This window comes from Anaerobacillus sp. ABR4_321, from assembly GCF_056158505.1.
In genome coordinates this window covers 854,186-868,930 of record NZ_JBSWTK010000001.1, presented here as the reverse complement: position 1 = coordinate 868,930, position 14,745 = coordinate 854,186, and the positions used below count along the sequence as shown (strand labels likewise).

At 43.3% G+C, this 14,745-nt stretch carries 13 protein-coding genes; 4 read left to right on the top strand and 9 right to left on the bottom strand.

Going from position 1 to position 14,745, the window contains the following annotated elements:
* Nucleotides 1–17: 17 nt before the first annotated feature.
* Both ACXADT_RS04740 and ACXADT_RS04735 read right to left on the bottom strand, forming a co-directional pair.
* Nucleotides 18–1,196, bottom strand: coding sequence for an acetyl-CoA C-acetyltransferase (locus tag ACXADT_RS04740; RefSeq protein ID WP_474833386.1), 1,179 nt, complete (start codon nucleotides 1,194–1,196; stop codon nucleotides 18–20).
* 151 nt (nucleotides 1,197–1,347) lie between these two features.
* Nucleotides 1,348–3,453 carry a (Fe-S)-binding protein gene (locus tag ACXADT_RS04735; RefSeq protein WP_270180641.1) on the bottom strand — a complete coding sequence of 702 codons (2,106 nt, stop codon included), beginning with the start codon at nucleotides 3,451–3,453 and terminating at the stop codon, nucleotides 1,348–1,350.
* A gap of 248 nt (nucleotides 3,454–3,701) precedes the next feature.
* Between ACXADT_RS04735 and cls the strand changes: the two genes are divergently transcribed.
* Nucleotides 3,702–4,880 carry a cardiolipin synthase gene (gene cls / locus ACXADT_RS04730; RefSeq protein WP_474833384.1) on the top strand — a complete coding sequence of 393 codons (1,179 nt, stop codon included), beginning with the start codon at nucleotides 3,702–3,704 and terminating at the stop codon, nucleotides 4,878–4,880.
* Between the two features lie 75 nt (nucleotides 4,881–4,955).
* A complete protein-coding gene (gene uvsE, locus ACXADT_RS04725) occupies nucleotides 4,956–5,912 on the top strand; it encodes a UV DNA damage repair endonuclease UvsE (RefSeq protein WP_474833382.1) in 957 nt (318 codons plus the stop codon).
* Here uvsE and ACXADT_RS04720 read toward each other — a convergent pair.
* Both ACXADT_RS04720 and ACXADT_RS04715 read right to left on the bottom strand, forming a co-directional pair.
* The gene (locus tag ACXADT_RS04720) at nucleotides 5,875–6,600 is read right to left on the bottom strand and encodes an alpha/beta fold hydrolase (RefSeq protein WP_474833381.1); all 726 of its coding nucleotides are present in this window, start codon (nucleotides 6,598–6,600) and stop codon (nucleotides 5,875–5,877) included. The genes uvsE and ACXADT_RS04720 overlap by 38 nt on opposite strands.
* 136 nt (nucleotides 6,601–6,736) lie before the next feature.
* Nucleotides 6,737–6,907 carry a XapX domain-containing protein gene (locus tag ACXADT_RS04715; RefSeq protein WP_474809976.1) on the bottom strand — a complete coding sequence of 57 codons (171 nt, stop codon included), beginning with the start codon at nucleotides 6,905–6,907 and terminating at the stop codon, nucleotides 6,737–6,739.
* A 245-nt stretch (nucleotides 6,908–7,152) separates the two neighbouring features.
* Between ACXADT_RS04715 and ACXADT_RS04710 the strand changes: the two genes are divergently transcribed.
* Complete coding sequence (locus ACXADT_RS04710; protein WP_474833379.1) at nucleotides 7,153–7,623, top strand: nucleoside deaminase; 471 nt, start codon at nucleotides 7,153–7,155, stop codon at nucleotides 7,621–7,623.
* 41 nt (nucleotides 7,624–7,664) lie between these two features.
* On the opposite strand, the gene argS is transcribed toward ACXADT_RS04710, so the two are convergent.
* From argS to bacA, 5 genes are all read right to left on the bottom strand, one after another.
* Nucleotides 7,665–9,326: an arginine--tRNA ligase gene (gene argS, locus ACXADT_RS04705; protein WP_474833377.1), complete on the bottom strand. Its 1,662-nt coding sequence runs from the start codon at nucleotides 9,324–9,326 to the stop codon at nucleotides 7,665–7,667.
* On the bottom strand, nucleotides 9,323–9,751 hold the full coding sequence (locus tag ACXADT_RS04700) for a YwiB family protein (protein WP_474809970.1): 429 nt from the start codon (nucleotides 9,749–9,751) through the stop codon (nucleotides 9,323–9,325). The genes argS and ACXADT_RS04700 overlap by 4 nt, the downstream gene beginning before the upstream one ends.
* An 87-nt stretch (nucleotides 9,752–9,838) precedes the next feature.
* Nucleotides 9,839–10,717 (bottom strand): agmatinase, encoded by an 879-nt coding sequence (gene speB / locus ACXADT_RS04695; protein WP_474833375.1) that lies wholly within the window; start codon nucleotides 10,715–10,717, stop codon nucleotides 9,839–9,841.
* An 11-nt stretch (nucleotides 10,718–10,728) separates the two neighbouring features.
* Nucleotides 10,729–11,556, bottom strand: coding sequence for a polyamine aminopropyltransferase (speE, locus tag ACXADT_RS04690; RefSeq protein ID WP_474833373.1), 828 nt, complete (start codon nucleotides 11,554–11,556; stop codon nucleotides 10,729–10,731).
* Nucleotides 11,557–11,746: 190 nt separating this feature from the next.
* Nucleotides 11,747–12,529: an undecaprenyl-diphosphate phosphatase gene (gene bacA / locus ACXADT_RS04685; RefSeq protein WP_474833372.1), complete on the bottom strand. Its 783-nt coding sequence runs from the start codon at nucleotides 12,527–12,529 to the stop codon at nucleotides 11,747–11,749.
* 142 nt (nucleotides 12,530–12,671) lie between these two features.
* Here bacA and ACXADT_RS04680 point away from each other — a divergent pair, with 142 nt between their 5' ends.
* Nucleotides 12,672–14,732, top strand: coding sequence for a transglycosylase domain-containing protein (locus ACXADT_RS04680; RefSeq protein WP_474833370.1), 2,061 nt, complete (start codon nucleotides 12,672–12,674; stop codon nucleotides 14,730–14,732).
* Nucleotides 14,733–14,745 lie beyond the last annotated feature (13 nt).

The window sequence follows — 14,745 nt, the reverse complement described above, 5'->3', positions numbered from 1 at the left end:
TCATTCCTCCCTTTCCGTTATACCTGCACCATGATTGCGTCGCCTTGACCGCCGCCACTGCAAATCGCTGCGATACCTACGCCACCGCCGCGTCTTTTTAGCTCGTGTATCAATGTGATCAAGATACGAGAGCCACTCGCTCCGATCGGATGGCCTAGTGCCACTGCACCGCCATGAACGTTCACCTTCTCTTCATCTAACGAAGCGATCTTTCCGCTCGCAAGTGCTACGGCTGCAAATGCTTCGTTAATTTCAAACAAGTCGATTTCTTCAAGTGTTTTGCCTGTTTTCTCTAATAGTGCATTGATAACAAGCCCTGGCGTTTGTGGGAAGTCCTTCGCTTCTACTGCGATCGCTGTATGAGCGAGAATCGTAGCCATCGGCTGCTTTCCTTCTTTCGCGGCACGTTCTTCAGACATCAGCACAAGAGCACCCGCTCCATCGTTCACACCAGGTGCATTCCCTGCAGTGATCGTACCGTCAGCACCAAAAACAGGCTTCAGATTACCAAGCTGCTCAACAGTCGTTCCTTTTCTAGGCGCTTCATCATGCTCCACCAATAGAGGATCCCCTTTACGCTGAGGTACTTCGACAGGTACGATTTCTTCTGCAAAAATCCCCTCTTCCATTGCCTTCACAGCACGCTCTTGGCTTCTGAACGCCCATTTATCCTGCTCTTCTCGAGATACTTCATATTCTTTTGCTGTCGTATTTCCGTACACGCCCATATGACATCCATCGAACGAACACGTCAGGCCATCGTGCACCATAAGGTCGACGATTTTTTTATCACCCATCCGCATGCCCCAGCGCGCGTCCTTCAAAATGTAAGGCGCATTGCTCATCGATTCCATTCCACCTGCAACGATCACTTCTTCATCACCTGCGCGAATGATTTGATCCGCCATCGTGACACTGCGTAAACCTGACGCACATACTTTATTGATCGTTTCTGTCTTTACTTCCCATGGAATTCCTGCGTGTCTCGCCGCCTGACGCGAAGGAATCTGACCTTGACCACCTTGGAGAACGGAACCCATGATCACTTCACCGACTTGATCTGCCTCGATACCAGCTCGTTTCAAGGACTCCTTGATCGCAATACCGCCTAGCTCCGGAGCTTCTAGTGACTTGAGTGCACCTCCAAATTTTCCAAATGGTGTTCGAACACCGCTTACGATTACTGTTTTGCCCATCTTGAAAACCTCCTCAATATAGTTGAAAACGCTGTCAAAATACGAGTTCTTAAGCGACTGAACGCTCGTTCACCGCCTATCCACCTCATAACACACAAAGGAAGGAGCTCATGCCGGAGTTCCTCCCGCATAAGCTACCTTTTGTGCGTAACTATTGAACGATTTCACGCTGCACGATCGAACGTTCAAGAATTTCGACGATATCGAGCGTTGAAACATCTTCTTCTACTTCTTTTGCTTTTGTTCCGTCACTCATCATCGTTAAGCAATAAGGACATGCACTTCCGATGACAGATGGTTTAACGCTCAGTGCCTGTTCAGTTCGTGTTACGTTGATTCGTGAACCAGTGTCTTCTTCTGTCCACATGAGGCCACCGCCTGCACCACAGCACATTCCATTCTCACGGCTGCGATCCATCTCGATCACTTCAACCCCTGGAATACTGCGTAAGATTTCACGTGGAGGATCATAAACCTCGTTATATCTTCCTAAATAACAAGAATCGTGATAGGTGATTCGTTCATTCACTTCGTGCTTCGGCTTCAGTTTTCCTTCTTTAATCCAGTCATATAAAAGTTCTGTATGGTGATAAACCTCAGCTTCGAGTCCAAACTCTGGATACTCATTTTTAAGTGAGTTATAAGCATGAGGATCGATCGTAACGATTTTAGAGATGTTATGCTTTTGGAACGTTTCGATGTTCTTCTGTGCAAGATCCTGGAACAAGAATTCATTTCCGACACGACGAGGCGTATCTCCGGAGTTCTTCTCTTTGTTACCGAGGATTGCGAATGAAATCCCTGCTTCGTTCATGATTTTAGCGAATGAAGCTGCGATTTTCTGGCTTCGGTTATCGTAAGAGCCCATCGAACCTACCCAGAAGAGGTACTCAAACTCTTCCCCTGCTTTTTCTTTCTCTTTTACTGTAGGCACGACGATATCATCACGCATATCGCGCCAGTTTTCACGCTCTTTACGACTGATTCCCCATGGGTTACCCTGACGTTCGATATTTGTGATCGCACGTTGAACGTCGCTGTCCATCTTACCTTCCATCAAGACTAAGTGACGACGCATGTCGATGATCTTATCTACGTGTTCGTTTTCAACCGGGCACTGGTCCTCACAGTTACGACACGTTGTACAAGCCCAGATTTCTTCTTCAGTGATAACGTTTCCAATCAACTCATCACTTACAAGACCTTCCGCTGCAGCTGCTGTTTCCTGCTGGCCGCGCGCTTGATAAGCGAGTTGATTGCCAGATGTATCTGAGAAAGCATATGCTGGCATCCAAGGTGTTCTTGACGTTACCGCTGCACCTTTTTCTGTTAGATGGTTACGTAGCTTTACGATCAGCTCCATCGGGGAAAGGATTTTCCCAGTTGCTGTCGCCGGACACATATTTGTACAACGGCCACACTCTACACACGCATAGAGATCGACGAGCTGCTTTTGGTTAAAATCTTCAATCGTGTTAACGCCGTATGTTTCTTTGCTTTCATCTTCAAAATCGATCGAAGCAAGCTGTCCAACCTTATGTGTACGACCAAGAAATACGTTTACAGGTCCAGCGATTAAGTGAGCATGCTTGGACTGAGGTACATACACAAGGAACGTTAACAGTACGAGAAGGTGAATCCACCATGAGAAAAAGAATAGTGCGATAGCCGCAGTCTCGTTGATCCAAGAAAAAAGAAATGCGATCGCAGATGCGATAGGTGCGCTCCACGAATAGCCGATTTCATGCCAAATGATTTCCATCCCGTTCCCAAAAAGAACAGAAACCATCAACAATCCGATGAAAAGTAAAACGAGTCCTGCTTTAAATCCTTTTTTCAAACGAGCGATCGCTTCGATGTATCGTCTGTAAAACGCCCAGATTACGGCTACGAGGATCATGACGGTCACAAGTTCCTGGAAGAACGTAAACGCTGGATACAGTGGTCCGAGCGGTAAATGAGATCCAGGCGAAAGACCTTTGATGACCATGTCGATCGCGCCGAATTGGACGAGAAGGAATCCATAGAACATCATGACATGGATCGTTCCACTTTTCTTATCCTTTAACAATTTCTTTTGCCCAAATACTTTTACGACGATCGCTTCGATGCGTTCTTTCATGGAGCGATCGAATTCTGCTTTCTTTCCTAGCTTAATAAATTCATAACGCGTTTTAACAACGTACCCAAATAAGAAGAATGCGTAAGCGGTTACAACAATGAAAGCAATCCAGTTGATGATCAATAAAACATCCATGTTGGCAAAATCTCCTTTCATGTCATTCCTTCTTGTAAGAACGCTTTACCTTGGATGTTGAACAAGAGTTGTGCTCCCCGACTGTTCGAACATTTTATGAAAACGCTTTTAAGTCAGAATGAAAGTAATTTTCTGAATAAAGTATAACATATTTTTCACTGAATGAGCATTCAGTCAGGGATTTTTTTAGTTTTTATTATTTTGGGCAAACTATTTTTATGGATTTTAGTTGAATCGAGGTGTGTTGAATGGTCTTTTTATTAGTGATTGCTTTCGTGTTATGGATCGGATTGGACCTTTTTCTAGGTGCAAGAAAACGAAGAAAAAACGGTTCGTCTATGAAGTCTGTACCGGCCGACCTGGAATTTTTCGCAGATGGTGACGATTTCTTTCGATCACTGCTTAAAGACCTTGATGCAGCCGAAAATACCATCCATATGATGTTTTTTATTATTCGAGATGATAAAACAGGAAATGAGTTCATCGATAAGCTTTGTGAAAAAGCGTCATCAGGCGTGAGCGTAAACGTGTTAGCTGATTTTATAGGAAGTAAAAGCATCAAACGTTCGACAATTAAACGGATGAAGGAATGCGGTGTGCGCTTCTCATATTCTAAAAAAGCATCATTTCCTCTTCTGTTTACGTCTTTAAACGAACGAAATCATCGGAAGATTACCGTAATCGATGGAAGAATCGGGTATATGGGCGGTTTTAATATTGGAAATGAATATGCAGGAAAAGATCCGAAGTTCGGCTACTGGCGTGACTACCACTTGCGTCTAAAAGGGGAAGTGGTCCACGAACTTCAAAAACAGTTTTTCAAAGACTGGTCACTTGAAAATCCTGATGCCAAACTAGCTGATGCCCTATTTCCACCCTTAACTAAAGGAGAAACAACTGTGAAACTTCACGTTACGGATGGGAACAACGTCGAAGAGGTGTTTTGCTCTCTTATCGACAAAGCTACGAGCACCGTCTATATCGGAACACCTTACTACATTCCAGGATCTCAATTACAGAAAACGATACTGAATGCGATTCATCGAGGCGTGAGTGTGAAGATTATCCTTCCGATTCGAGCGGACCATCCTTTCGTGCAAGAAGCATCGTATCCTTATTTGACAGAACTTATTGAAGCCGGCTGTGAAATTCACCAGTACATGAATGGATTTTTTCACGCTAAAGTGCTGTTGATTGATAAAGAAATATGTGACATCGGAACAGCTAATTTCGATCGAAGAAGTTTTACGATCAACGGTGAAATCAACTGCATTTTTCGTGATAAAGAGATGCTCAAACAAATCAAGGAAACGATCGACAGAGACATCGTTCAGTCAGAACCACTGGATATGAAAAGGCTCAAAAATCGGACGTTGAAAAACCGCCTGATCGGACCGCTTGCGAGGGTACTTTCTCCGTTTCTATAAGCGACGCTCTACGAACGGTTTCGCTCAACTGTACGAGGGAATGAAAGTAGTAACACACATGAAAGGATGCTCTTAATGAAACTGCGGTTTGGCTATGTCTCACATGCACTTGCACTATATGAAGCAACCCCTGCTCGAACGATGACGTTTGCTCGCTATAGTAAACTTTCTGAAGAAGAACGAATGGAAAAGCTTCTTTCCGTTACGGATGCAAACTTAACCAATACATTACGTGCACTACATTATAATATCGCACATGAAATAAAAGTTTATCGAATGTCTTCTTCAATCGTTCCCCTCGCTACACATCCTGAAGCGAAGTGGGATTATAAAACGCCTTTTCGAGATAAGTTTAAAGAAATTGGTGACCTCGTTAAAAAACATAACCTTAGAGTGAGCTTTCACCCGAATCAATTCACACTTTTCACAAGTCCTAGGAAGCAGGTAACCGAAAATGCCATCACAGACTTGGATTATCACACGTCCATGCTTGAACTGATGGGACTCGATAATCGATCGATTACAAACATTCATATAGGTGGTGCATACGGTGACAAAGAAGAAACGCTAGGACGTTTTTATGAAAACTTCAACTCAGTATCGGACCGAATAAAGGAAAGGATTACGCTTGAGAACGACGACAAAACCTACGACGCCGAAGAAACACTTGAAGTTTGTGAAAAAACGGGAGTACCGTTTATTTTTGATTATCACCATCATAAGGCCAATGAAGGAAACGGCCTATCAAATGATTTTTTCGAACGAGTTGAAAAGACGTGGCAAGGTCGAGGCGTCCCGGTGAAGTATCACTTATCGTCACCTAAATCAGAAAGTGCCTACCGGAGCCATGCGGACTACGTTGATTCAGAGTTCGCCATACCTTTTATAAAAATGCTTAAGGAACATGGTGAGGATGCGGATATTATGATCGAAGCAAAGAAAAAAGACCTTGCAGCCCTTAAACTGGTAGAAGATCTTTCATCGATTCGTGGAGTTAAACGATTGGATGGGAGTACGCTTTTATGGAAGTGAGAAATGCGAGTACTGCATGATTGAATTCTCTAAATGATTTTGTTGGTATTTCATGAAATGTATTTGATACCCTAACAGTTTTTACAGAAGGAACAGCTTTTTCATACATCGTCTGATAATGATGAAAATAAAATGCAAATTCACCCGTTAAATGTAATAACGGAATGTGTAAATTGGGAAGCTTTTCTACACAGGTGTACAAGCGCCCTTTCACATAAAACTGTTTTAATACCTCCCGATCTGTCAATTGAAAATAAGATCGTAGTATTCGAAACTCAGCCTCCGTTTTTGCATGGCTTTTCGCTACAATCCAGGAAAGAGCCTTCAGGTTATATGCAAGAGAAATTCCTGCTTTAAACTCCAGGTTAAGAAAAGGGTCATTCACCTCAGGGAAGCCTCCACATAACACAAGGGCAACTACGCGATGTTGATGATTAATGGCAAATTCCTGAGCGATACTGCCTCCACTGGAATAACCAATAATAACAGCTCGATCGATATGAAGAGCATCCATGAAGTTTATCAGATCATCTGCAAGCAGGGAGATTGATAGCTCATCGTTACCAGATGAGCTCTTTCCATGTCCCCTCATATCAAACAGAAGAACACGAAAAAAACGTGTGAGTTCCTTCTGTTTATGGAAAACAGCATGCCCCATTCCAGGAGGATGAAGAAAAATTAATGGCAAACCTTCTCCTTCGTCTTCATAAAATATTCTGGTGTTTTTCGAATGTACATATGGCATATCATCAGTCCTTATCTTGAATACATAAAATGCTTTCGTCAGGTTTGAACGAAAGCATTGTTATCTTACAAAATAATTGTTAATTAAAGAAAGCTCCTGAGAAATACTCATAAGCCCTAAAGCCAAGGTAAATACCAATAATCCCTGCAATCCCTGCAAATGCTGGAGGAGCAGGAATCGGTAGCTTAAAAATCGCAAATACCAAACCGACAATAAATCCGGTCAAAATTGCAAGTAAAACCATTTTCATAAAAATCGCTCCTTTTATTTAATAGTATCCCCGTAGTTAAAGAGGAATATGAAGACGTTTGAAGCACTCTGGCTTTCAAAAGCTTGGTTGTTAATCCGCTCAAAGTTGCAACTTGACTATTCTATCAAAAACATTACCCTTGAAGCCATGGAATTATTTACATAACGTTGTCGCTTACAAAAGATACTAACGATAGGTATATCCTCTTCTTTGTCTAATAGTGTATTACAAGGAGTGTGGTGAAGATGACACATGAAGACTGGTTAAAAGAGGCGATTAAGCTTGCAACAAAAAGCGTTGTGACCAATCAAGGCGGACCTTTTGGTGCCATCGTTGTAAAAAACGGACAAATCGTTGGTCAAGGGAATAATGAAGTGACGTCTATGAACGACCCTACCGCTCATGCGGAAGTTGTTGCGATACGAAATGCATGCACGAATATTGGATCTCATCAGCTTACTGGATGCACGATCTATTCTAGCTGCGAACCATGTCCGATGTGTCTTGGAGCCATTTACTGGTCAAGGCCCGATACGGTATATTTTGCTGCTACTCGACTTGAAGCTGCAGCGTCAGGTTTTGATGATGCGCTGATCTATAATGAAATAGAAAAACCGCCTGAGAAACGCATCATTCCCTTTCATCACATCGGTTTAAAGGAAAGCAAAGATCCTTTTGACGTGTGGGGAAGCAACAATAGTCGAATCCATTATTAAGTACAAAAACGTCAGGAGCAATCCTGACGTTTTTGTGTGACTTACATTTTTTCAGGTGCTGTTACACCGATGATTTCAAGCGTGTTTTGAATCGTTTGTTGAACTGCCTTCATCAATTTGAAGCGAGCTGCACTAAGCTCTAGATTCTCAGGATCTAGTACGCGCTCCGCATTGTAAAAGCTATGCAGCGCCGCCGCAAGTTCGAACGCATAGTTCGTGATGCGGTGTGTCATGCGTTTTTCAGCTGCTTCAGAGATTGCTTCAGGAAGCTCTCCAAGTTTCTTCAGAAGGTCGATCTCTTTTTCTGACGTGATGAGTGAAAGATCTGCATCATCACTAAGATCCATCTCTCTTCCCTGACGAAGCATGCTGCACACTCTCGCATGAGCGTATTGTACATAATAAACAGGGTTTTCGTTTGATTTAGATACAGCGAGATCCATATCAAAATCAAGATGAGAGTCTGAGCTTCTCATAGAGAAGAAATAGCGCATCGCGTCGATGCCAACTTCGTCCATCAATTCACGAAGGGTAACGGCTTTACCGGTACGTTTACTCATCTTCATCCTTTCGCCGTCTTTAAACAAGTTGACCATCTGAATGATTTCCACTTCGAGCTGTTCTTTTTTATATCCTAGCGCTTCGATCGCCGCTTTCATTCTAGGAATGTAGCCGTGGTGATCTGCACCCCAGATGTTGATCAGCTTATCGAAGCCACGATCGAGCTTATCTTGGTGGTACGAGATGTCTGGTGTTAGGTACGTATATGAACCATCGCCTTTGATTAAGACACGGTTTTTATCATCGCCATATTCAGTTGAGCGGAACCATGTAGCGCCGTCTTCTTCAAATGTTTCTCCGCGCTCATGAAGCTTTTTAAGTACCTTATCGATCTTACCGGACGTGTAAAGAGATGTTTCAGAGAACCAAACATCGAACTCAACGCCAAATTCAGCAAGGTCTTTTTTCAATTTCTCAAGTTCGCGTTCAAGTCCGTATTCACGGAAGTAATTGTAACGTTCTTTTTCTTCGAGCTCTAAAAGACGGTCGCCTTCTTTCTCGGCTAAATCTTTTCCGAACTGAACGATGTCTTGACCTAGATAGCCATCTTCAGGCATTTCTTTTTCTTGACCGAGAGCCTGCATGTAACGTGCTTCAAGAGAAAGAGCCAGGTTATGGATCTGATTACCTGCGTCGTTGATGTAGTACTCTCTTGAAACGTCATATCCTGCACGGTCAAGGATATTACAAAGCGTATCACCGTAAGCCGCACCACGTGCATGGCCTAAATGAAGACTGCCTGTAGGGTTAGCTGAAACAAACTCTACTTGGATCTTTTCGTTTTTGCTGGCAGATTTCCCGTAATCACTGCCCTTTTCTAAAATCGTCGGAATAAGCTCATTCAAGTAGCTCGTATCCATAAAGAAGTTGATAAAGCCTGGGCCAGCGATATCAATTTGCTTGATTGATGCTTTGTCCATATCTAGATTCGCTTTAATGTCTTCCGCAATCGCTCTAGGCGCTTTTTTCGCAATACGCGCGAGCTGCATCGCCATGTTCGTCGCATAGTCCCCATGCGCCTTATCTTTAGGTGATTCTAGAATGACTTCTGGAATCTCATTTTCACTTGCGAGTCCAGCTTGAATGACGGCAAGTTTAATCTGCTCTTTTAACTGTTCCTTCTTTTGTTCAACACTATTCATTGCCTTGCTCCTTTCCAGCTTAACGACAGCTCGTGTCGCTGTGTTTCATCTTCTTCTAGATAAAGAATATAGCGAAGGGTCAAACGCCCTTTGTTTTTTTCTCGATCGACCAGCTGCTCGATTCGTTCTGTACGAATCTGCATCGGCATGGAACCGAACGGCGTTTTATATAAACTTTCAGAGAGCTGTCCAGGCGCAAATCCCTGGCGCATCGAAAGTGCTCCTCTACGGATCACCGTTACCTGCTCGTTATCTATTTTCACAGTTGTGGAAACCTGTCCAATCTCAAGGTTTTCTTCATATCGCAGATACAGGGAGTCGCCCTTCTCAACGAGTTTACCTTGAACGGTATGATTAGAAGATTCTTTTTCTCTACCTGATTGAATTCTAGATTCAATCGTTAAATCGATCGGATGATCACTCATCGCATTCACGTCCTTACACATCGTTAACTTTCTTATTATATGAGAAAAAGAGGCTGTATTCAAATTGAATACAGCCTCAGTCCAAATTTATTCCTTATGAGTCCAACCAAGCAGCATTTCACGAATAAATTTACTTGCTGCGATCGGCGTTTTTTCTGATGGATCATAAACCGGTGCAACTTCCACTAAATCGGCACCAACTACGCGTACGCCTGCATCTGCGATCATTGTGATCGCTTCTAGCAATTCTTTCGATGAGATGCCTCCAGCTTCAGCAGTACCTGTCCCTGGTGCGTATGCTGGATCTAATACATCGATATCGATCGTGACGTAGACGTTGCGTCCTTCTAGAGATGGAAGAACTTTCTTCAATGGTTCAACCACTTCAAATTTCGACATGTGCATGCCAGAATCCTTAGCAAATTGAAATTCTTCTCTCATCCCAGAACGAATTCCAAACGAGTACACATTCTCCGCTCCGATCAAACCACAGATCTTTCGAACAGGTGTCGAATGGGATAAAGCTTCCCCCTCATATTCTTCACGAAGGTCAGCGTGAGCGTCGATGTGGATGACCGCAAGATCGTCATACTTCTTGTTGAAGGCTTTTATAATCGGCCATGTCACAAGGTGCTCTCCACCCATTCCTAATGGAAACTTCCCTTGATCGAGTAAAGAATCGATATACTCTTCGATGAGTTCGATGCTTCGCTCTGGATTTCCGAAAGGCAGTGGAATATCACCAGCATCGAAATATCGAATCTCTTCAAGGTGCCTGTCCATATATGGGCTGTACTCTTCAAGGCCTAACGAGGCTTCTCTAATGCGGGCAGGGCCAAATCTTGAACCAGGACGAAAGCTTACTGTCCAGTCCATCGGCATGCCATAGATCACAACATCACTATCATCAAATGAAGGGTTGCTTAAAATAAACACGTTTCCAGAATATGCTTCATCGAATTTCATAGCTGCTCTCCTTACTTCAGTAGATCCTGCACAAATTTAGGTAGTGCAAAACAAGCTTTATGAAGATCTTTCGTATAGTATTTCGTGTCGATGTCATGGAAACGGCTTTCTTCTACTTCAAGTGGGTCAACTTTTTTGGAGCCTATCGTAAACGTCCATAGTCCGCTCGGATACGTTGGGATATTTGCTGTATAAAGGCGCGTGATCGGGAAGATTTCCTTCACGTCGCTCTGCACTTGTGAAATGAGATCCGCTTTGAACCAAGGGTTGTCCGTTTGAGCAACAAAGATGCCATCTTCTTTTAGGGCTTTTGAGATTCCCTCATAAAAGCCTCTTTCAAAAAGCTTCGCAGCAGGGCCAACTGGCTCAGTAGAATCGACCATGATCACATCGTAGTCGTTCTCGCTTTCAGCAATATGCATAAATCCATCAGCTACTAGTACTTCGACACGCTCATTTTCAAGTTCGCCAGCAATTTCAGGTAAATATTTTTTAGAGTACTCGATTACTTTCCCATCGATTTCAACTAATACCGCTTTTTCTACGGAAGGGTGCTTTAGAACTTCACGAATAACGCCACCGTCTCCCCCACCTACCACGAGGACATGTTTCGGGTTCGGGTGTGTGAACAAAGGCACATGCGCTACCATCTCATGGTAAACGAACTCATCTTTTTGAGTCGTCATGACCATTCCATCGAGAACGAGCATGTTTCCAAACTCTTCTGTTTCAATTACATCGAGACGTTGAAAATCCGTTTGTTCAGTATGCAGCGTTTGTTTGATCTTTGCCGTTATTCCAAAACGCTCCGTTTGCTTCTCTGTATACCATAATTCCATCTCTATCACTCCTCAATTCTATCTCTTTATCTAAGTTCCCGATTCAGATGACTCAAAACAGGATTAGTATAACGCAAATGACTGTATGTGAACCGAAAATCTTTCATGTTTTTGCAGCTTCATCAATCGTGAAGCACAAGAAAAGTATAGTTCACTTTTATAAAAAAGCAAGAGGATTTTTCATCTGGTTTTAGAAAAGAATCATCCATACGATACCTGCAAGAATAAACCGATAGATTGCGAACGGAATGAGGCGGACCCGCTCGATAAAACGGATAAATGTTACAATAGCGATAAGTGCTACGATAAATGACACGAGGAAGCCAACCGCGAAAACCGGTATGTCTGAAACCGTTAAGTATGGGTAGCTCTTCAGTAAATCGTACCCGCTCGCAGCAACCATCATCGGTACTGCTAAAATAAATGAGAATTCTGCTGCCGTCTTATGTGTTGTTCCTAGCAACACACCACCAGAGATCGTTGCTCCTGATCGTGAGAACCCAGGCCAAAGTGCGAGACATTGAAAGACGCCTATCGAGAAAGCCTGTTTTAACGTCAGTTCATCGAGGTCATTCGTAACTGCAGCTGTCCTCTTCAGGTCAGCTAAAATCATAAGAACGCCTCCTAACACGAGTCCAATGACGACAGTTGAAGGTGAAAAGAGATACGTTTTAATGACTCCGTGAAGTAAGAATCCTGCTACGATCGCAGGTATCATTCCTAGAATAATGTGCATGAGAGAAAGTCCCCCCTTATTATCATCGAGGGAAAATAAATCTATAAATCTTTTTCGATACACCACAACTACCGCAAGAATCGCCCCTAGCTGGATGACGATTTCGAAGGTTTTCGCTCGTTCATCTACAAAGTTTAACCAGTACCCTGTCAGAATTAAATGACCTGTAGACGAAACTGGTAAAAATTCCGTCAACCCTTCCACTATTCCAAGAATGATCGCAATCAATAATTCCACTGCACTCTCTCCCTTTGTAAAAATGAACTCATTCGTTTTATCCTATTCAAAAGTTGGACAATTATTTTTATAGATTGGCGTGTTTAAGAGTTTCTTGATTGTCACATACTAGATTTAAACAAGAAATGTGGGGGTGAACCACATGAAACCAATGAGTGAACGTTTTACCTATTGGAAACGCTGGGGGAAACTATCTTTACGTTTGATGGTTATCGGCTTACTTTTTATCGGTCTTTCCTTTGGATCGATCTATTTGCTTGCCGTTTTCGTTGGTGCTCCACCACTTCAGGTGCCACAAACAACGATTTATTATGATACGGAAGAACACGTTATAGGAGAAAGCAACCAGAGCGGTCAGAATCGCTACTGGGTTCAGCTGGACGAGATTTCGCCGGCTTTGGTAGATGCTACACTCTCAATCGAAGACCGAAGTTTCTACGATCATTTCGGCTTTGATTTTAAACGGATCGGAGGAGCGGTTCTAGCTGATTTAAAAGCGATGGCGAAAGTGCAGGGAGCAAGTACGATCACACAGCAATACGCGAGAAACTTATTCTTAGAACACGATAAAACGTGGAAACGAAAAGTACTCGAAGCGTTCTATGCCTATCGACTCGAAGTTCACTACTCGAAAGAAGAAATTCTCGAAGGGTACCTGAACACGATCTACTATGGACACGGAGCGTATGGTATTGAAGCAGCAGCGAGGTCTTACTTTGGAAAAGGTGCGGATGAACTATCGGTTTCTGAGTCAGCCATGCTCGCTGGAATTCCAAAAGGACCGAGCTACTACTCCCCATACGCAGATGCCGATCGATCAAAAGAAAGACAGTCGACCGTATTGAACGCGATGGTCGCAACGAATAAGCTCTCAAAGGCTGAAGCGATCCAGGCTGAAAACGAAACGATGGCACTACAGGCGTTTAACGAAGAAAAAATAGAGTCCGAAACGGCTCCTTATTTTACAGCAGAAGTGAAGAAAGAATTACGAAATAAACTTTCATTAGATGAGCGAATTATTGAAGAAGGCGGACTTCATGTCTATACGACATTAGATTCCGAGATGCAAGTTAAGGCTGAAGATCTTGTGGCGAATTCCATTGAGGAAAAAAGCGACATCCAAGCCGCGCTCGTTGCAATGGATCCAAAATCCGGAGCGATCAAGGCGATGGTTGGTGGACGAGACTACAAAGAAAGTAAATTCAATCGAGCTACCATGGCAAAGCGTACTCCTGGATCGACTTTCAAACCTTTTCTCTATTATGCTGCGATGAACAACGGCTTCACACCATCAACGCTCGTAAGAAGTGAGCCCACGAACTTTTATTACGACGGTGATAAAAAAACCTATTCTCCTCACAACTATGGGGATGCATATGCGAACGATGAAATTACGATTGCGCAAGCACTCGCCCTATCTGATAACATCGTCGCTGTCAAAACACATATGTTTCTAGAAGAAAAGACTCTCGTTGAAACAGCAAAAACATTCGGGATCGATAGTAAGTTATCAGCGATCCCATCCCTTGCACTCGGCACGAAACCTGTAGGAATCTTAGAGATGACGGAAGCCTACAGTATGCTCGCAAACGGAGGGTTCAGTGTTGAACCTCATTACATTGAAAAAGTAACAGACCGTGATGGCAAGGTGATCTATGAGCACAAGTCGAAGAAAGAACTTCGATTAAAGCCAGAAGCTGCATTCGTCACAACGAGCATGATGACAGGGGTTTTCGATGAATCACTGAATGATTATACAAAAGTAACGGGATCTGGTGTCGATCATTTGCTAACGAGACCTGCCGCTGCAAAGACCGGTTCGACGTCGACAGATAGTTGGATGGTCGGCTTCACACCACAACTCGCTACATCCGTATGGATCGGATACGATGAAGGCAAGAAACTGAATTATCGAAACGATGGGTTCTATGCGAAGAAAATTTGGGCTCAATTTGTTGAAGGTGCACTCGAAGGGGAAGAAGCAAAAGAATTTAAAGCTCCTGAAGGTGTCGTAGGAATCGACATCGACCCGCAAACAGGGAAGATCGCAGGTGAAAACTGCCCGAACAAAAGGCTCACATACTTTATAGAAGGAAGCGAACCGCATGAGGTTTGCGACGTCCACGTCGGCCCATCTCACCAGCAAGACATTCAAGAAAACAAGAAAGGATTCTTAGACCGCTTCTTTAACTGGATAAGATAACGAATATAAAGCT